We start from the raw sequence: 19,729 nt of genomic DNA on the forward strand, positions 1-19,729 counted from the left end.
CGATAGCAATTTTGCACTTATGGTTGAGGGTGTGAAGGGTAGACCAAATGTTTTAGCAATCGTTCTCGCAGGTGGCGAGGGCAAACGACTTTTTCCATTGACGGAGGACCGAGCTAAGCCTGCGGTCCCGTTCGGCGGAAATTACAGACTGATAGATTTTGTGCTGTCGAACCTGGTTAATGCCGGTTTCCTCAAAATCGCGGTGTTGACTCAATACAAGTCGCACTCATTAGACAGGCACATCTCCTTGTCTTGGAATGTGTCCGGTCCGACAGGACAATATATTGCTTCCGTGCCAGCTCAGCAGCGTTTAGGTAAGCGCTGGTTCACTGGATCAGCGGACGCGATTTTGCAGTCTTTAAACCTCATCTCTGATGAAAAACCGGACTATGTCATCGTCTTCGGCGCCGATCACGTCTACCGCATGGACCCTAGCCAAATGTTGGATGAGCACATCGCCTCCGGTCGAGCGGTGTCCGTGGCAGGTATTCGCGTTCCGCGTGAGGAAGCAACGGCTTTTGGTTGCATCCAATCTGATGAAGACGGCAACATCACTGAGTTTTTGGAAAAGCCAGCTGATCCTCCGGGAACGCCAGATGATCCAGACGTCACTTATGCATCAATGGGTAACTATATTTTCACCACTGAAGCGCTGATCCAGGCGCTGAAAGATGATGAAAATAACGAAAACAGTGATCATGACATGGGCGGAGACATCATCCCGTACTTTGTCGCCCGCAATGACGCGCATGTTTATGATTTCTCCAGCAACATTGTTCCTGGCGCAACCGAGCGCGACAAAGGCTACTGGCGTGACGTTGGAACCATCGATGCGTTCTACGAATGCCACATGGATCTAATTTCTGTGCACCCAATTTTTAACTTGTACAACTCTCAGTGGCCAATCCACACCACCTCAGAGAGCAACTTGCCTCCAGCTAAATTCGTGCGCGGTGGCATTGCACAATCTTCTATGGTGGCATCTGGTTCTATCATTTCTGCAGGTACCGTACGTAACTCGGTGCTGTCTAATGATATTGTGGTTGAAGAAGGTGCCACAGTCGAAGGTGCCGTGTTGATGCCTGGTGTCCGCATCGGCAAGGGCGCGGTGGTGCGGCACGCAATCTTGGACAAGAACGTCGTAGTCCGAGACGGTGCGCTCATCGGAGTTGATCACGAGCGCGATGCGCAGCGCTTTAAAGTTAGCGCCGGCGGGGTCGTGGTAGTGGGTAAGAACGAAATCGTCTAACACGCAGAAGGGGACCTTAACGGTCCCTTTTTTGCTTCTCGACGGCTGCGCCCCACCAACTTCTTTAGGCTGATTTAGTCAGCAGAGTTAAACCCGCGCCAAGAGGAAGTCGGGCAACATGTGCACCTTCAAGAGTTCGGATATATTCATCAGCTTCACGTGCAGCAACGGTGTCGCGGTCTTTGCGGGTTTGGTCGGCGAGGGTGCCGTCGAGAAGCGAATCGGCGAGCACCAGCGTGCCGCCGGGTCGAAGCAGAGGCCAGGCGGCGTCGACAAGCGCCTTTAAATCCATGGGGGAGACTTGGCCGAAGACGAGCTGATAGCTGTCGTTTGCCAGTCGGCTCATGACATCGAGTGGGCGGGATAACAGGAATCGGACCCGACTGGGGGAGTAGCCGGCATCACGAAATAGTGTTTTGGCTTGACGCTGGTGCTCTGACTCGGGGTCAATGCATGTCAACGTTGTGTTGTCAGCTAGACCGTTCAAAATATAAAGCCCCACCAACCCTGCAGCAGGGGTGATCGCAATAGCGCCAGTAGAACCTGCGCCATTGGTGGTGGTGGCCAGCGTGGTTAGCAGCTGACCCGTCATCTCATCCGGAGCGGGGAGACCGAACTCAACGGCGTCTTCACGAGCGCGCGCTACAGTTGCATCGGTTTCAGTGGTGGACTCGACATAGGTGCGAAGATACTCGAAGGCGTTACTCACGCGTTATAGTCTAGATCGAGCAGGCCAAATGTGAAGTACCTACACGCATTAAATCCCGCATTAAATGGAAATGATTTCACAATTGCCAGAGGATGCACAGGATGTAATCTAGATTTCCCAAGTTCAGTGGGGCAAAATGGAATACATGACAAAAAAGTCCCGAGATGACGCACCCGCCGTAATCGAAACTGTTCAAGCAGAACATGCTGAAGAACTCACGGGCACTGCAGCTTTTGATGCTGGCCAAGCCGACATGCCAACTTGGGGTGAACTAGTTGCAGAACATGCAGATAGCGTTTACCGCTTAGCGTACCGTCTGTCAGGTAATCAGCACGATGCAGAAGATCTTACCCAAGAAACTTTCATGCGTGTGTTCCGCTCGTTGAAGAGCTACCAGCCTGGAACATTTGAAGGCTGGTTGCACCGTATCACCACCAACTTGTTCCTAGATATGGTTCGCCACCGTGGCAAGATCCGCATGGAGGCTTTGCCTGAAGATTATGAGCGAGTACCAGGAAATGATGTCACTCCAGAACAGGCATATACTGAAGCCAATTTGGATCCAGCTTTGCAGGCTGCGTTGGATGAACTAAGTCCAGATTTCCGCGTGGCGGTTATTTTGTGTGACGTTGTTGGCATGAGCTATGACGAAATCGCAGAAACCCTGGGCGTGAAGATGGGTACGGTTCGTTCCCGTATTCACCGTGGACGCAGTCAACTAAGGGCAAGCCTGGAAGCCGCTGCAATGACCAGCGAGGAAGTCTCTTTGCTGGTTCCAACCACATAGCACAAGTGTGTTTTCTGACACGACAGTTAAGTATGTCGTGTCATTTTTGCAGGTTAGTGCATTATTTGTCGGTTCGTGATGCGGACAGGGAACTTCTCGCAGGCGACATCCGTTTTGAGTAGTAGGTATCTTGGATATGAGTTACCCACATCCTTAGAGTCGAGACACAGGAGGTCATCGGAAAAATGTTTAATTCCGACACCACCGCGAATCTCCAAGCTAAAAGTCGAGATCGTGCAGGATCTAAAGCAAAGCGCAGTAAGCCCAGTTTTGATTCGATAGCGCGGGATGTTTTAGAAGCACGTGTAAAGCTGCAGCAGAAGTCACAAGCAAAGTCCGCACAGGTAAAAGATAAAGCTCGGGAGTTTTCCTCTGTTGAGCACTTGTCGGCAGATGCAGCAGCTATGTTTGTTGATAATGAACTTTCCCGCGGAGCCATGCACCGCGCCAGGCTGCACATTATTCATTGTGCAGAGTGCAGGGAAGAGATAAACCGTCAACGCGAAACCGTTGATTTCCTCCGCTCAGAGTGCAAGAATGAAGACGTTTCTGCCCCCATGGATCTGAAAGCGCGCCTCGCTAGTTTGGCTACGGAATGTATGCCAGGGCCCGGCGCAGAAGATTGTATAAATCAACGCCCCGAGTCTTTCGTGGCTAAGGTTGAATCAGTGGTTCGAGCGGTTCGAAAGAACCAAGGCCGCTAATTTAAGTTGGCATTCCTTTTTTACATTATTGAAAGACCGGTCTGATGTTTTCTAGCGTGGGTTGGGGAGAGATCTTCCTATTGGTTGTGGTGGGACTTGTTGTTATTGGTCCCGAACGCCTTCCTCGTCTAATCCAAGATGTGCGTGCCGCGTTGCTGGCAGCGCGCACCGCTATTGATAATGCGAAGCAAACTTTGGACAGTGATTTCGGTTCAGAATTTGGTGAGATCAAAAAACCACTATCCCAGGTTGCTCAGTACAGTCGAATGAGTCCAAAGACAGCGCTTACTAAGGCGTTGTTTGATAATGATTCTTCATTCTTGGATGACTTTGATCCGAAAAAGATCATGGCTAAAGACACTGAAGGGGAAGCGCAGCGTAAAAAGCAGGCGGCAGACAACAACGCGAATGTAGTGGAACGCCCAACAACGCAAAACGATCCAAAAGACGGCCCGAATTACTCAGGTGGCGTCTCTTGGACCGATATTATTTAGCAGACTTACTTTACCCCAAGACCTAAGGTCTTACCCACGATCGATACCTTGCGCTTGGCAAGATGATCAGCAATGTAGTTGATTGCCTTCGCCGTAGGGGAGTCTGGCTCGGAGATCGCAATTGGATTTCCCACATCTCCACCGATACGTAAGTTGGGATCGAGTGGAACAGATCCAATCACTTGGACTTCTTCGCCTGTGACCGCGGTTAAACGGTCAGCGATTTTTTGGCCACCACCAGATCCAAACACATCCATGGTGGTGCCATCAGGAAGCACCATGGCCGACATGTTTTCAATAACACCAGCCACCTTCTGGTTGGTTTGCACAGAAATTGTTCCAGCACGCTCAGCAACCTCAGCGGCAGCAGCTTGAGGAGTGGTGACAATCAGCAGCTCTGCATTAGGGATGAGCTGTGCGACGGTGATCGCGATATCGCCCGTACCTGGGGGAAGATCCAGCAGCAAGATATCAAGATCGCCCCAGAAGACATCAGTGAGGAATTGCTGGATAGCACGGTGCAGCATTGGTCCACGCCAGACAACAGGAGCGTTTCCTTCGGTGAAATGAGCAATGGAAATCATCTTCACACCGTGTGCTTGCGGAGGCATGATCATGTCATCGACTTGGTGTGGGCGCTGATCAGAACCAAGCATGCCTGGTACTGAGTGGCCGTAAATATCAGCATCCAAAATACCAACTGACAGTCCGCGCTTGGCTAGGGCTGCAGCCAAGTTTACTGTCATGGAGGATTTGCCAACGCCACCTTTACCCGAGGCAACAGCATAGACTCGGGTGGTGGAACCTGGTTGAGCAAAGGGGATTACTGGCTCAGAGGTTTCACCGCGGAGGGAAACTCGGAGTTCGCGGCGTTGCTCATCGCTCATAACATCGGTGGTGACCTGTACTTGGCCGACGCCGTCGAGGTCTTTAATGGCCGCTTCAGTGTTGGTCACGATGGTGGTTTTCATCGGGCAAGCCGCGATAGTCAGGTAGACCTCCACCTGGACATCAGCGCCGTCGATGGCCACAGATTTGACCATACCGAGCTCTGTGATGGGCTTACCGATCTCTGGATCCTCTACGCGGGATAGCGCGCTGCGGACAGCGGATTCGGTTATTTGAGTCATTACCTATCGATAGTAGTCCCAAGCCCTAGGAGTCCCTAAAAATCGTCAGCAACTTCACCCTGAGTGGGGTCAGACAAAGCTTCTGCACCTTTTCCGCCCTGCTCATGGCGCTCCGCGATGCGTGCTGCTGCCTCATCATCGAGCTTTGCCTCGATGCGGTCTAAAAGTCCGCGAAGGTCATCTAGTTCGTGGCGTAAATAGTCACGGGTGACGGTATCGCCAAGTGCAAGGCGTACACCGGCAAGCTCGCGGGCGAGAAATTCTGTATCAGCTTTGGTTTCTTCAGCGCGCCTGCGATCAGCCAAGATGGTGTGTTTATCGCGATCTTCTTGACGGTTTTGAGCCAAGAGGATCAGCGGCGCAGCATAGGCAGCCTGAGTGGAAAAGGCGAGGTTGAGCAAAATGAATGGGTATGGATCCCAACTCCACGCCCAGCCTCCAATGTTGAGGCAGATCCACACCACCACAAAAATGGTTTGCCAGAAGAGGTACTGCCCGGTTCCAAAAAAACGTGCAACTTTTTCGGCATAGGCACCCACTGTGTCATCATCAAATTTGAAACGCTTGCGGGTGCCAAATAGTGGGCTGTCTAGATCGGAGCGGTTGAAATCAGCCATGGGTGGCCTCCTTTGCAGGTCGGATGCCGGCGTCACGCCAATCTTCTGGAAGCATGTGGTCAATCAAGTCATCAACGGCGACAGCGCCTAAAAGATGTCGGTTTTCATCCAGCACCGGGCCGCACACCAGGTTATAGGTAGCAAAAAATCGGGCTGCGGTTTCTTGAGTGTCATCGGCATAAAGCGGTGGGAGATCGGGATCTAGGATGCCACCGATCAAACTCGAAGGTGGTTCGCGCAGTAATTTTTGCAGGTGCACGCAGCCAAGGTACTTGCCCGTAGGGGTTGCAGTAGGAGGGCGCACAACAAAAATCAATGAAGCCAACGAGGTAGGTAGATCGGGATTTCTCGCGGCAGCGAGTGCCTCGGCCACTGTTGTCGCTGGATCCATAATCAACGGCTCAGGCGTCATCAACGCACCCACTGTGTCGGGAGAAAAATCCATCAAACGCCGCACCGGAGCAGATTCTTCCGGATCCATCAATTCCAACAACACATCAGCTTTATCGCCAGGCAATTCGCCCAAAAGGTCGGCGGCGTCATCAGGATCCATTTCTTCCAAAATATCCGCGGCACGCTCAATATCGAGCTCCTCAATCAACTCGGCTTGGCGGTCTTCGGAAAGTTCTTGCAAAATATCCGCAAGTTTTTCGTCGTCAAGCTCTTCGGTGACCTCGGTTCGCTGCGCTGTAGGCAGCTGATAAAGCTGCTTTGCGACGTCAGCAGGCCTCATATCCTCAAAGCCGGCGATGAGCTCGGCGGTTTGATTCGACTCACCCACACCACCTGCGGTGATGCCGTGAATATGGTTCCACGGCACGGTGTGGAGTGTGGGCCTGCGACCAAATTTTGGACGCTCGCCGAACACTGCCACGCGAGTAATGAGCCAATCACGGGTGCGGGAAAGTTCCAATTCCACATCAGCGATCTCAACAGCTTTGCCGTGGAATTGATCAAACTCTGGGTCATCTGTGTGTACTTTTGCACCCACGATATCGCCCATCACCTGGAGCTCACCGGTGCGCACCCTAAATGTACGGAGAGAAACAGAGCCGGTAACCAGGGTGATGTCTTTTGGTTCAATGGCTGCAATGCGAAGCATCGGGACGAAAATGCGTCGCTTGTTGTTGACCAACTCAACGACCAAACCTAAAGCCCTGGAATCATGCCCATTGGGGCGAATATTGACTACAACATCGCGGACACGCCCAATTGCATCCGTATCGGGTCCTCTGACCACCATGCCGGCTAGGCGCCCTACGTACAGACGGGTAATTCCACTCATGTGCGCCAAGTTTACGGGAACCATTTCGCCAGCGTGGACGTTATAAACGTGAATCCAAAAACATTTAGAGGAAGTTGATAAAGATGCCTCAGCCACGGCCCAACGCCGCACCTGCGTCGCTAGAAAAGAAGCGCCCAGAAGGTTGGCCAGTGGGAAGTTTTGAAACCTACGCAGAAGCCCAAGCCGCTGTGGATATGCTCAGTGACAATGATTTTCCTGTTGCGGAATTAACAATCGTCGGAGTGGATCTCATTGAGGTCGAACGTGTCACTGGCAGGCTCACCTGGGGTCGTGTCATCGCAGGTGGTGCAGCATCCGGTGCATGGTTGGGATTGTTCTTCGGAATGGTTATGTCTTTGATGTCTGGTTTCTGGGTCACTTCAATCCTGGCAGGACTTGCCATGGGTTTGGTGTTTGGCATCGTCGGGGTGGCTGTTCCATACGCTGCATCGAGAGGAAAGCGGGACTTTACTTCTTCCACTCAAATTGTTGCCGGCCGCTACGATGTCATTTGTGCGCCAGAACGGGCTAGGGAAGCTCGGGACATGATTGCCCTGAAAGCTCGAAAATTTAACTGATAAGTTACACTAACGGCTATGAAATATGTGGGGAAGCGAGTTTTAATCCTTGCTATCGGAGCAGTTGTAGCTGGGTGTTCTTCGTTTTCCCAAGAACCAGCCCCGCCTGTTCCACTAGGCAATGTGGACACCGTACAAATAGTGGCTCCCAACGGAAATATGGAAGCGTTTGTGTTGGGTAAGCTGTATGAAACTGCACTGGTTGAACGCGGCCGAGCAGCCTCACTGCAGATGATTGACGGGGACCTAACATCACAATTGACTCGCTTGCGTGACGACAGCACAGATTTGGTTATCGCATGCTCCGGAGAACTCCTGGAATACTACAACCCAGACCTCGCCGAGGAGTTTAAGGCGAAATACAAAGATCAAGAATCGATTGATATTAATTCCGGTGAGTGGCGGGAAAAAGTTTATGACGCCCTCCAAGGATCTTTGCCTAATTCTTTAGTAGCTACAGACCCCTCTAATGCCGTGGGCTGTGAGGGCAATGATTCTTTACCGCAAAATATTGTCCCGATTTATCGGAAACCAAATTTAGCTCGTGAGGATCGTCAAACTCTCAACTTTGTCAGCGGAGCTTTAAGCACGGAGCAGTTAGGCACTCTGATTGACGATGCCTTCAGCACTGGATCGACAGCCGACAGCGCGTTGGCGTTTCTTCGTTCCAAGGGTTTTTAGAATTTAACTCCCCAAGGCCGAACTGCTCGGGGACCAAACCAGGCGACCCAGAAATCACGTTTTCAACGTTGTTGGGTCTCCTGGTGTGGTGTATCGCGCTAGGTACCAAACACAGAGACCCAACATTTAAGTTTTCACAGATTCTGGGTCTCCTGGTTTGGTGGCTCTCAAATCTAGCTCCTTACCCTGAAAAGTCATACCTCCCCAGAAGCCCGTTTAAGAGGTTTTCGGGGACTCCTGAATACCAAAGTTCACCCAGAAAAATTCGAGGCCTTAAACAAGCAAAGGGCCCTTGATCATCATGATCAAGGGTCCTTTTAAAACTTAACGGCTTAGGAGTTGAACGCCTCGTCGATAAGCTGCTTTTCCTCTAGCTGGTGCACCTTGGCGATGCCCGTTGCGGTGGAGGACTGTGCGCGGCGGGATACGCGACGCATTGGCGGCATGTTCGGGATTAGCTCTGGCAGGTGCTCCTGGTAGAACGGCCATGGGCCCTGGTTTGCTGGCTCATCCTGAACGAAGAGGACTTCCTCAGCGTTAGGGTAGCCGGCTAGAGCGTCGGAAATGCGGTTGAACGGAATTGGGTGGAGCATTTCGATACGAACGATAGCGATGTCGTCGCGGCCGTCCTTCTCCTTGCGCTTTGCCAATTCGTAGTACAGCTTGCCGGAAACCAGCATGACCTTCTTGACCTTGGCTGCATCTGCAACGTTTGGATCATTGATCACGGACTGGAACTTGGTGACCTCGGTGAAGTCTTCTGGTGCGGAGGCAGCAGCCTTGTTACGCAGCATGGACTTCGGGGTGAAGATAACCAAAGGACGCTTCAGATCGGACAGAGCGTGACGGCGCAGCAGGTGGAAGTGGTTTGCTGGGGTCGATGGCTGTGCAACAGTCATGGAACCCTCAGCGCATAGCTGCAGGAAGCGCTCGATGCGTGCGGAAGAGTGGTCTGGGCCCTGGCCTTCGTAGCCGTGAGGCAGAAGAAGGATGAGCTTGGAGGTCTGGCCCCACTTGGCTTCACCGGAGGAGACGTACTCATCGATGATGGTTTGTGCACCGTTGGCGAAGTCACCGAACTGTGCTTCCCATGCTACGACGGAGTCTTCGTTTCCAACGGAGTAGCCGTACTCAAAGCCCATGCCTGCGTACTCAGTCAAAGCGGAGTTGTAGACAAGGAACTTGCCGTTGTTGCCCTTGGACTGTGCGAGCTCATGCAGTGGGTTGAACTCTTCAGCAGTGTTGGGATCAATGGCAACTGCGTGGCGCTGGGTGAAGGTACCACGGCGGGAATCCTCACCTGCAAGGCGAACCAAGCGGCCGGAGTTTGCCAAGGAACCGAATGCAAGGAGTTCGCCCCATGCCCAGTCGATGCCACCTTCGGTGACGGACTCGACGCGCTTCTTGGCTACTGGTGCTACACGTGGGTGGTACTTGAAGCCTTCTGGGGTGTTAGCAAATGCCTGTCCCAGTTCAAGCAGCTCTTCGCGGGAGATGTTGGTCTCCAGGCCGTGAGGCAGTTTCTGAGAGCCGGTGATACCGGTTTGTGCCTCAGCCTGCTTCTTGCCGCCTTCCTTGACTTCGTTGAACACAGATTCCATCTGGTCGTGGAAGTCGCGGACAACTGCTTCTGCATCTTCTGCGGAGAGGTCTCCACGTCCGAGCAGATCTTCGGTGTACTGAGCACGAACGGTCTCGCGGCCAGTGATGAGCTCGTACATCTTTGGCTGGGTCATGGAGGGATCATCAGCTTCGTTGTGGCCACGCAGGCGGTAGCACACGAGGTCGATGAAGACGTCCTTGCCGAAGCGACGACGGTACTCGGTGGCCAGCTGGCCAACCCAGACAACTGCCTCCGGGTCGTCGCCGTTGACATGGAAGACTGGGCAGCCGAATGCCTTTGCATAGTCGGTTGCGTAGTGCATGGAACGGCTGGAGTCTGGGGTGGTGGTGAAGCCGATCTGGTTGTTTACCACGATGTGGATAGTGCCGCCTACGTCGAAGCCACGCAGCTTAGCCAAGTTGATGGTTTCTGGGACAATGCCCAGGCCTGCGAACGCAGCGTCACCGTGGAGCAGCAATGGCACAACGGTCTTGCCGTCCATGCCCTTGTCCAGGTAGTCCTGCTTTGCGCGGACGATGCCCTCCATGACTGGGTTAACAGCCTCGAGGTGGGATGGGTTGGCGGTGAGGGAGACCTTGATCTCGCCGTCGCCGAACATCTGGATGTGCTGGCCTTCGGAACCGAGGTGGTACTTGACGTCACCGGAGCCACCGATCTGACCCTGCTCCATTTGGCCTTCAAACTCGTTGAAGATGGATGCAAGTGGCTTGCCCACGATGTTGAACAAGACGTTGAGGCGTCCACGGTGTGGCATACCGATGACAACTTCGTCGAGGCCCTGGCCTGCTGCGGTGTCGATGGCGGAGTCCATCAGTGGGATAAGAGCTTCTGCACCTTCGAGAGAGAAACGCTTCTGGCCGACGTACTTGGTCTGCAGGAAGTTCTCAAATGCTTCAGCTGCGTTGAGCTTCTGCAGGATGTACTTCTGTTCTGCCTGGGTTGGCTTTGGCATACCTGCTTCGAGGCGGTCCTGCAGCCAGGTGCGCTCATCGCGGTCCAGGATGTGGGTGTACTCAGAGCCCACCTTGAGGGTGTAGGCAGCGCGTAGGCGAGACAGTACCTCGCGCAGGGTCATGGTTTCCTTGCCACCAAAGCCACCGACGCTGAAGGTACGGTCCAGATCCCAGATGGTTAGACCGTGGGTCTCGATGTCGAGGTCGCGGTGGTCTGGAACTGGCATGCCAGGCTGAACCCAGGAAAGTGGGTTGGTGTCTGCAATGAGGTGGCCACGGGAGCGGTAAGCCTCAATCAGCTGCATGACGCGGGTGTTTTTATCCACACCGGTGTTTGGAACGTCCTGTGCCCAACGCATTGGGGTGTAAGGAACATTCATGGACTCAAAGATTTCATCCCAGAAGGCGTCATCGGTGAGCAGCTGGGACATGGTGCGCAGGAATTCACCGGACACAGCACCCTGGATCACGCGGTGATCGTAGGTGGAGGTGATGGTAACAAGCTTGCCCACGCCAAGCTCAGCAAGGCGGTCTTCGGAAGCGCCCTGGAACTCTGCTGGGTAGTCCATGGAACCAACACCGATGATGGTGCCCTGGCCCTTGGTCAAACGTGGCACAGAGTGGCGGGTACCAATGCCACCTGGGTTGGTCAGGGAGACGGTAACACCCTGGTAGTCATCCATGGTGAGCTTGCCCTTGCGGGAGCGTGCCACGATGTCTTCGTAAGCTGCGAGGAACTCGGAGAAGTTCATCTTCTCGGTTTCCTTGATGGCAGCTACGACAAGAGCGCGGGAGCCGTCCTTTTGAGGCAAGTCGATGGCAAGACCCAAGTTGATGTGCTCTGGAACAACCAGGGTTGGCTTGCCGTCAATAACATCGTAGGAGTTGTTCATGTCCGGGTGAGCCATGACTGCCTTCACCATGGCATAGCCGATGATGTGGGTGAAGGAGATCTTGCCACCGCGGGTGCGCTTGAGTTGGTCGTTGACCATGGCGCGGTTTTCGAACATGAGGCGAGCTGGCATATCGCGGACCGAGGTTGCGGTCGGGATTTCCAGGGAGATATCCATGTTCTTTGCGATGGACTTGAAAATACCCCTGATTGGGGTCTTTCCTGGCTCCGGAAGCTTAGGTTGCTGTGGCACGGAGGACTCCTTGGCCTTAGGGGTGGCCTTTTCGGCCGGCTTGGTTTCTACACGCGGTGCTGCCTTCTGTGCAGGGGCAGACTTAGGTGCTGGTTTCGCAGACTCTTTGGGTGCTGAAGCCTGTGCTTCTGCCTTAGCGGGGGTAGTGTTAGGTCCCCCCTGTGACTCAAAGAGTTCTCTCCATTCCTTGTCCACGGACTTAGGGTCCTGTTGGAACTGCTGGAACATCTGGTCTACCAGCCACGCATTCTGGCCGAAAGTACTAGCGCTGCTCACGGCAGGTACTCGCCTCTTTTCCTTGCTTCTTGAGGGTTTTATTGAGCTTTGTTTTATCTACTGTAACGCTGGTTGTTGGCTGTTTGTGCCTCGCACCCCAGTTGTTGCATTAATGTGTTGACAGTTCTCCTAAAAATAACGTGTTACGCCATTAAATGCCACATGCGGGCGTAGGTGCCGTTAGCAGACAACAATGCATCATGAGATCCGTCCTCAATGATACGTCCTTGTTCAACAACAAGAATACGGTCGGCCCGTTTAGCGGTTGCCAGGCGGTGCGCCACGATAATGCTCGTGCGTCCTTTGGTCACTCGATCAGAGGCGTTGAGGATGACGGCTTCGGTTGCGGGGTCGAGAGTGGAGGTGGCTTCATCAAGCAACATGATGTCTGGCTCGATGAGTTCGGCGCGTGCAAGGGCAATCAGTTGTCGCTGTCCGGACGACAGGTTGCGCCCGCGTTCACCGACTTGATGGTTAAAACCATCAGGGATGGCGGCGATGGCATTTAAGGCTCCAACCCGGCGCGCTGCAGCTTCTATTTTGCTTGTCGACGCTTCCCTGCATCCGTAGCCAATGTTGTCGGCGATGGTGCCACTAAACAAGTGTGCTTCTTGTGGGACGGTACCGATGCGGCGTCGCCAATCTGTGGTGGGGAAGTCTTTGATGTCTGTTGCCCCGGCGTGGACTGTTCCTTCTTGTGGGTCGTAAAGGCGGGAGAGGAGTTTAACCACGGTGGATTTTCCAGCTCCGGTGGGGCCGACTACTGCCACGGTGGTTCCTGGTTCGATCTGAACGGATACGTTTTCTAGGATCGGGGTGTCGGTGTAGCCGAAGGTGACGTCGTCAAGCAATAAAGGCTGCGTGGCAGCCTCTTTGGCTCGCCGGTTGGTGCCGAGGTCTAGGACGCTGGGCGTGGTGGCGAGTAGTTCGGTGATGCGGCGGAAGCCGACGGCGGCTTGTTGGTAGGAGTCGAAGATTTGGCTGAGTTGTTGGATGGGGCCGAACATTAATCCCATGTAGAGCACAAATGCGACGAGCACGCCGGTGGAGATGTCTCCACGGGTTACTTGCACAGCGCCAAAACCGAGGACTAAGGCTTGGGCGATTTCGGAGATTGCGCTTAGGCCGGGGAAGTAGATCGCGATTGCGGTTTGTGATTTCACGCGCAGGCGGCGGTACTGCTCAGCTTCAGCGGCGAAGTTGGTGAATACTTTATCTTCCATGCGGTGCATCTGAGCGGTGCGCAGCCCTGCAATCGACTCGTGGAATACTGCGTTGACCTGGCTTGATTGCTCGCGTGCTGCGGTGTAGAGCCGTGAGCTGATGCGGCGGAAAATGAGCGTGAGCACGATGATAATCGGCACAACTGAAAGCGCGACCAACGCCAATTGCGCGTCGGTGATGGCAAGCATGGTGACCACTCCGATGAGCGTGCCCAGTGATACCACCGTTTGCGCCAACCCCGTTTGGAGGAAGGAGGAGAGGTTATCGATGTCGGTGGTCATGCGCGTCATGATTCGACCTGACATGGTGCGTTCGAAATAATCCATGGACAAGCGCAATAGGTGGACAAAAGAGCGCAGCCGTAAACCGTAAAGTAGGCGTTCTCCTGTGCGTGCGGTGATAATCGTGTTGATTACAGCAGCAGCCCATGACACTAAGACCACCAGGCTGCCTAAGATGGCGATCCACCACAACGTGGCGGTGCTGTGTGCACGCACGCCGTTATCGATTGCTGCGCGCATCAATGTTGGGAATGCGAGATCTGCAGCAACACCAACGAGAAGAAGCGTGATCACGCCTGCGATTAGCCAGCGCACTTGCTTAAACAAATTAACTAGCTTGAAACCATCGGTGGTGGTTCGAAGCCTATGGGCATCGACATGAGGTTCTTCAGTGGCAGCAGGAAGAGCGTCGATTTGATCGATCAATTCCTGAGTTGCAGGCATCGACATGCCGCGGCCCCGACCCCGACCAGGGGTGGGCGCCAAAATTTTGTATTGCTTGGTGGTTTCTACTTCAGGCCATAGCTGTGCATGGCTAGGGAATGCGCCTCCATTATCCAAAGTGAATTCCGGGCTTGCGGATTCTTGGAAATCCAGAGCCATCAGATGAGAGAATCGGGCATGCTGACGCATTTGCTCAAAAGTACCCAGCGCTGTGACTTGACCGTTTTCCACCAAACCGACTCGGTGACCCAGCTCTAGCGTGGAGTGGCGGTGCGCGATAATCAAAATGGTGACATCGTGCAATTCTTCGCGCAAAGCCTGGAAGATGCGATCTTCTGTGGAAGCATCAATAGCGGAGGTTGCATCATCTAACACCAACACCTTGGGGTGGGCAAGAAAAGCCCTGGCCAAAGCGATACGTTGGCGTTGACCACCCGAAAGCGTGAGACCGCGTTCGCCGATGACCTCGTCATATTTATTGGGAAGCTGGCTAATAAACTCATGCGCCTGCGCCAAACTAGCTGCATGTTCTACCTGCTCATCGGTAACATCCAAACCCATGGCAATGTTGTCTCGGATAGAAGTCGAGTACAAAAACGGCTCATCAAAAACAGCGACTAAGTTTTTGCGGATGTCGTTGTGGGCGAGATCAGCAAAGCTAGTCTGGCTGTTGTGTGTGAAGGCTATCTCTCCAGCATCTGGCTGATAAAAATTACCCGCCAACTGCACAGCCATGGTCTTACCCGCACCGGGAGGACCAACCAGCACGACGGTTTCACCAGGTGCAATATCTAGGGTGAAGTTGTTGAGGATCCCACGAAAATCAACGTTTCTAAAACTCAAACCAAGGGGAACATCTGGAAGTTCGAGCGGTGATTTGGGGTCTTGGTGTTCTGGTTTTAAATCAATGACTTCAAAGATGCGCTCTACTGAAGACATGGCAAGCTGCACGCGCATGAGCATTCCAGACAGGGACCGCGCTACTGCAGACAGACTGGTGAGGTAGGAAGAAAACGCCACGAACGTACCCACGGTGATATGGCCAGTCATGGCCAAATAACCACCGCCCACAATGTTGATCACCAATGCAAGCTGGGGGAGCTGCTCCACCATCGGAATGAATTTAGCGGTTAGCTTGGCCGTGCGCATACGTTGGGCAAAAAGCTCACGAGCAGTTTGATCAAGCTTGTCGGTTTCGCGTTCTTCCTGGGCAAAAGCTTTGACCACACGAATACCAGTGACGGTTTCTTCCACATGAGTGGTTAAATCTGCTGCCTTTTGCTGCGCTGACCAAGTCGAGGCGAACAGCGCTTTTCTGGAGTAGGCGACAGCCCACAACAGCAGTGGCACCAACACAGCCGCAATGATGGTCAACGGTGGTGAAATCGCCAGCATGATCACCAACGTCAATACCAGTTTGACCACGTTTCCGATAAGCATCGGCAGCATGGCAACCAAACCTTGGATCATGTTGATATCAGAGATAGACCGGCTGACAATTTGGCCGGTGCGCAGCGCATCTTGGCCAGGCCCATCTAAGTTTTGCAAAGAGCGCATGGTGCGCAGGCGGATAATGTGCTGCACACCAATGCTGAGTTTTCCTGCGGTGTATCGTCGGCCAAATTGACTGGCATAACGAAGCAACGCAAGCAGCACAATCAGCGCGATAACGCTAGCTAATACGCTTATTCCGCTGGGAGCAAAACGATCCAGCAGATCAGTAGTTAGAGTTTCCCCGGCGTTTCCAAGTGCAATATCGATAGCGCCGCCGGTAAGTAAAGGAAGAGTGAGTTCAAACAGTGTTGCAGCTAGTGCGCTGACAACTGTTAAAGAGGTAAGCCAGGGACGCTGCCACGCTACGCTAATGAGTTGGCGGATGCGTTGAGGTTTTGTAGGTTGCCCAGTATTCATGCGTGAGCCTTTCAATTTTAAAGAGACTGTTGGAAGAAGAATCCTTTCTGAATAGATAGAAATTGCTTGCGGTTTGTCGGGTTAAAAGTGCTCTAGAAGTGCTCTAGAAGTGTTCTGGAAGTGGCCCCAGTGAGTCATAAGCATTGCCGACAGTTTTCTTAGCAATCTTGCGGTTCGCCATGGTTCCTAGCACTGCACCAAGACCAAACGGCAAAATCTTGCCAATCCATGCCGAACGAAAACGCTTGCTGACTTCCTTGACTGCATAACGCATCAAACGACCATTGACTTCCATCAAACCGCTGATGTTGAAACGCGAAATTGCCACCCCGGGTGCGTTATTTTTCTTCGATAAATCACCCACGCCGGCATCAACAATTGCCTTACCAGCTGTGCCCAACAACACCACCAAAATTAACCCACGGCGGCGTTCTGGATGCCTAATATCAATGCCACGTAAATGCGCAGAAGCCATCGTGTAAAACGCAGCTGCATCCAAAAACACCAACGATTCTGCTCCAATGGCGAGAGCACCCGTAACAAAGCCAATGCCTGGCACGGCCGCAGCCATGCCCACACCTGCACCGGAGCCGGTAGCAAGGCGCATAAAATGCTTATCGACGAGCACCTGCAGCTGCGCCGGAGACTTATCAGGGTTCTGCTTACGCAGCCACGACACATATCCCTCAATGGCACTAGTTTGCATATGCACGGCCTTATCTAAGGCGCGAATTAGGTACTTTCCGCTGAAACCAGCGTTGTCTTCTAAGACAGCGGGATCAGAATGTACTGCATCAGTGATGATGTTGTTCTCAGCCATGGGTGCCTCCTACAGGTGGGGAGTGGATTACTTGGAGAACTCCTCTGCAGCAATGATCTGCTCGTTGGTTGGAAGAACTCCGGTATAAAGATGGAACTGCTCTGCTGCCTGAAGTGCGGCGACTTCACCGCCGTCGATGGTGTGCTTGCCCTTTGCTTTGGCCAATTTGATCAGTGGGGTCTCGACAGGGAGAGCTACGCAGTCAAAGATTACGTCGGCGCGGTCTATTTCATCCTCACCAAAAGATACAACGTCTTCATCGGGTCCATTCATTCCCATTGGCGTAACATTGACCAAAATTTTTGCATCTTCTGGGACCGTCGCGGAGTATTCCCATCCATACCTAGATGCCAATGCAGAGCCAGTGGTGTGGTTTCGAGCAACCACAGTTCCATGCAGCCCATAATCAGCCAAAGCAGCAACAACAGCGTTGGCCATTCCGCCGGAACCCTTGATAGCTACGGGCGCATTTGGATCCACACGGTGTTCTTCAAGCAGATGATACACAGCGGTGTAATCAGTGTTGTATCCAACCAAATGACCATCGTTATTCACGATGGTGTTAACCGACCGGATGCGTTCCGCCGAAGGATCCAGCTCATCAATCAAAGGGATAACATCACCTTTATAAGGCATGGAGACACCAGCGCCTCGAATATTTAGGCCACGGATACCCGCCACAGCCGCAGTGATATCTGCTGGAGCAACCGCCTTGTACAGGTAGTTCAAACCAAGCTCGGCGTACAGCCAGTTGTGGAACCGAACACCGTGATTAGATGGGCGAGCTGCAAGAGAAATACATAGGGTTGTTTCTCTGTCGACGTAGTTGACCTTTTTAACCTCATTGACCATGGAAGCGATTTTATACTTATCTGAAGCAAAAGTTGGGACAAGTGCCCGGTTATGTGGGATATTGCTTGGTAAGCATTAGTAATTGCTCTAAAAACCCAGCCTAATTAGTTGGCTACGGATCTTTAATGGCTGGAAGCGGGGGTGTTTACTTTTAACAGTTGTCTTTAGGAAAATTGATAAGCGTTGCCCGACATCGGGTTCGTGCATAGCCTGGGATATATGAACGGTTCTACGTGGACTCCGAGGACCTCACCGCACATGGCCAACAGTGCGGCGGGCTCGGTGTTGGCGGATGAGATGGTTGTTCCCACTACCGCAGGATTTGTCAAGGGAGTCAAAGGCCCCGGCCTTAAAACATGGCGCGGAATTCCCTATGGCCGAAACACCGGTGGAAAATACCGCTTCCGTGCACCAAGACCTGCAAAGAAGTGGGACGGGGTACGTGATTGTTCCATGTTTGGTGAGGTAGCTTCCCAGCCAACCTATTCCTGGACCGATAAAATCCGTGGCTCAGAAGACTGCCTCAATCTAGATATCGTTCGCCCAGATACCGATGAACAACTACCCGTCGTTGTATATCTTCATGGTGGTTCCTACATCATGGGGTCGTCAAGCGAAAAAGCCTTGCGCGGATACAACCTCGTGAAAAACATGAACGTGGTTTATGTATCAGTCAACTTCCGACTAGGGGCTTTAGGCTATTTGGATTTACGTACCGTCGGAGAAGACTGTGTGGCAAACCCAGCCCTTCATGATCAACTCCTTGCCCTCCAATGGGTAAAACGAAATATTGAAGCTTTTGGTGGAGACGCAGGCAACGTCACGCTCATGGGAGAATCCGCAGGAGCCGCCGCAGTAGTAACACTTATGTGTGTGCCTGCAGCCGCCGGCTTATTCCACCGCGCAATCGCCCAATCAGCCCCAGTGATTTCCATTCACTCATCAACTCAAGCAAAATTTTGGGCACGCGAACTGATCTACCGAATGGCATTACCCAGGGAAACCACCTTGGATGAACTCCGCCAAGAACCAGCCGATGATTTAGTACGCGCCGGGCAATCCATGATGTGGCGTTCTGGTGAATTACTCCAGCTCAACTCCTGTTATGGCCCAACTGTGGATGGCTCATTGTTGCCGGATCATCCACTGACTGTTTTTGAACAAGGCCGACAGCACCGTGTGCCTTTCATCATTGGTACGAATGATGGAGAGACATCCTTTTCCAAGGCATTTTATTTGAGAAGCTCTGCACGCAGGCGCTCTGCCTTAAGGATGCTGTCTGTTTTTGATCCAGATAACGCAGAAAGAGTAGTAAGTGCCTACGGCGGTGGTGAAGCGCGAACTGATTTTTCAGAGCTTTTAGCAGATGCATTGTTCTGGGCGCCTTCGGTAAGGCTAGCTCAGTCGCACGCCCACCACGAAGATACATGGATGTACCGATTCGATTACGCACCACAATCGATGCGCAAACTTGGACTAGGTGCCATCCATTCCTTTGAACTCAATGCCGTTTTTGGGGATCATGAATCCTCACGATCAATGAACTTGGCCAAAATCGCCGGAGGGATGGATCATCTAGATCAAGTCACAGAACTCGTGCAACACCATTGGCAGCAATTTATTTATTACGGACGCCCCGGTGCAGAGTGGAAACCATACCGTGGACGCAATGACAATGAACCTGGGCGCGCAACTTTTGTTATCGATACCAACTCCAGGATTGCATGGGATCCACGCCAGGACAAACGCGCCGCGTGGGAAAACTACAACATGCTGGAATGGGGAACAGGACGCCCTGATCTAGTCAATGAGCTTGATTTTATTGAACCTGAAGAAACAGAAGAGGAGGCTCAATTAAAGTGGCTGGGCCTCATGCAGTTCTTTGGAAGTAGATAAACAAGCTAAAGATTTTTAAGTGATCTGTACTTTATGCCTCAGATGCGGTGAAAATCTAGGCGTAAATTG

Annotated in this window: 15 protein-coding genes; 7 read left to right on the top strand and 8 right to left on the bottom strand. The window is 52.7% G+C overall.

The window, feature by feature from the left end:
- Window positions 1-19 precede the first annotated feature (19 nt).
- The gene (gene glgC, locus N24_RS06295; protein ID WP_096459849.1) at window positions 20-1,249 is read left to right on the top strand and encodes a glucose-1-phosphate adenylyltransferase; all 1,230 of its coding nucleotides are present in this window, start codon (window positions 20-22) and stop codon (window positions 1,247-1,249) included.
- A gap of 64 nt (window positions 1,250-1,313) precedes the next feature.
- Here glgC and N24_RS06300 read toward each other — a convergent pair whose 3' ends face one another.
- Window positions 1,314-1,958, bottom strand: a complete 645-nt coding sequence (locus N24_RS06300) for an O-methyltransferase (RefSeq protein ID WP_096455305.1) — start codon at window positions 1,956-1,958, stop codon at window positions 1,314-1,316.
- A 145-nt stretch (window positions 1,959-2,103) separates the two neighbouring features.
- Between N24_RS06300 and sigE the strand changes: the two genes are divergently transcribed.
- The 3 genes from sigE to tatB all read left to right on the top strand — a co-directional run bounded on the left by sigE (window position 2,104) and on the right by tatB (window position 3,943).
- Entirely contained in the window at window positions 2,104-2,745 is a 642-nt protein-coding gene (gene sigE / locus N24_RS06305) for an RNA polymerase sigma factor SigE (RefSeq protein ID WP_096455307.1), read from the top strand.
- A gap of 185 nt (window positions 2,746-2,930) precedes the next feature.
- Complete coding sequence (locus N24_RS06310; RefSeq protein ID WP_096455310.1) at window positions 2,931-3,449, top strand: anti-sigma factor family protein; 519 nt, start codon at window positions 2,931-2,933, stop codon at window positions 3,447-3,449.
- A gap of 44 nt (window positions 3,450-3,493) precedes the next feature.
- Entirely contained in the window at window positions 3,494-3,943 is a 450-nt protein-coding gene (gene tatB / locus N24_RS06315; protein ID WP_096455312.1) for a Sec-independent protein translocase subunit TatB, read from the top strand.
- Window positions 3,944-3,948: 5 nt separating this feature from the next.
- On the opposite strand, the gene N24_RS06320 is transcribed toward tatB, so the two are convergent.
- The 3 genes from N24_RS06320 to N24_RS06330 are packed head-to-tail and all read right to left on the bottom strand — an operon-like array spanning window position 3,949 to window position 6,975.
- Entirely contained in the window at window positions 3,949-5,073 is a 1,125-nt protein-coding gene (locus N24_RS06320; protein ID WP_096455314.1) for an Mrp/NBP35 family ATP-binding protein, read from the bottom strand.
- A 35-nt stretch (window positions 5,074-5,108) separates the two neighbouring features.
- Window positions 5,109-5,690 (bottom strand): DUF1003 domain-containing protein, encoded by a 582-nt coding sequence (locus N24_RS06325; RefSeq protein WP_096455316.1) that lies wholly within the window; start codon window positions 5,688-5,690, stop codon window positions 5,109-5,111.
- The gene (locus N24_RS06330; protein WP_096459852.1) at window positions 5,683-6,975 is read right to left on the bottom strand and encodes a magnesium transporter MgtE N-terminal domain-containing protein; all 1,293 of its coding nucleotides are present in this window, start codon (window positions 6,973-6,975) and stop codon (window positions 5,683-5,685) included. The genes N24_RS06325 and N24_RS06330 overlap by 8 nt, the downstream gene beginning before the upstream one ends.
- An 83-nt stretch (window positions 6,976-7,058) precedes the next feature.
- On the opposite strand from N24_RS06330, the gene N24_RS06335 reads away from it, so the two are divergent.
- Window positions 7,059-7,553: a general stress protein gene (locus tag N24_RS06335; protein WP_096455318.1), complete on the top strand. Its 495-nt coding sequence runs from the start codon at window positions 7,059-7,061 to the stop codon at window positions 7,551-7,553.
- A gap of 18 nt (window positions 7,554-7,571) precedes the next feature.
- The gene (locus N24_RS06340; protein WP_096455320.1) at window positions 7,572-8,234 is read left to right on the top strand and encodes a type 2 periplasmic-binding domain-containing protein; all 663 of its coding nucleotides are present in this window, start codon (window positions 7,572-7,574) and stop codon (window positions 8,232-8,234) included.
- Between the two features lie 332 nt (window positions 8,235-8,566).
- Here the strand turns inward: N24_RS06340 and N24_RS06345 are convergent, their stop codons facing one another.
- The 4 genes from N24_RS06345 to N24_RS06360 all read right to left on the bottom strand — a co-directional run bounded on the left by N24_RS06345 (window position 8,567) and on the right by N24_RS06360 (window position 17,764).
- Window positions 8,567-12,232: a multifunctional oxoglutarate decarboxylase/oxoglutarate dehydrogenase thiamine pyrophosphate-binding subunit/dihydrolipoyllysine-residue succinyltransferase subunit gene (locus N24_RS06345; protein WP_096455322.1), complete on the bottom strand. Its 3,666-nt coding sequence runs from the start codon at window positions 12,230-12,232 to the stop codon at window positions 8,567-8,569.
- A 143-nt stretch (window positions 12,233-12,375) separates the two neighbouring features.
- A complete protein-coding gene (locus tag N24_RS06350; RefSeq protein WP_096455324.1) occupies window positions 12,376-16,092 on the bottom strand; it encodes an ABC transporter ATP-binding protein in 3,717 nt (1,238 codons plus the stop codon).
- A 103-nt stretch (window positions 16,093-16,195) separates the two neighbouring features.
- On the bottom strand, window positions 16,196-16,912 hold the full coding sequence (locus tag N24_RS06355) for a hypothetical protein (RefSeq protein ID WP_096455326.1): 717 nt from the start codon (window positions 16,910-16,912) through the stop codon (window positions 16,196-16,198).
- A 27-nt stretch (window positions 16,913-16,939) separates the two neighbouring features.
- On the bottom strand, window positions 16,940-17,764 hold the full coding sequence (locus N24_RS06360; RefSeq protein ID WP_096455328.1) for a shikimate 5-dehydrogenase: 825 nt from the start codon (window positions 17,762-17,764) through the stop codon (window positions 16,940-16,942).
- Window positions 17,765-18,022: 258 nt separating this feature from the next.
- Here N24_RS06360 and N24_RS06365 point away from each other — a divergent pair, with 258 nt between their 5' ends.
- A complete protein-coding gene (locus tag N24_RS06365; RefSeq protein ID WP_167382166.1) occupies window positions 18,023-19,660 on the top strand; it encodes a carboxylesterase/lipase family protein in 1,638 nt (545 codons plus the stop codon).
- The last annotated feature ends 69 nt before the right edge of the window (window positions 19,661-19,729 follow it).

Source organism: Corynebacterium suranareeae (genome assembly GCF_002355155.1).
Lineage (GTDB): Bacteria > Actinomycetota > Actinomycetes > Mycobacteriales > Mycobacteriaceae > Corynebacterium > Corynebacterium suranareeae.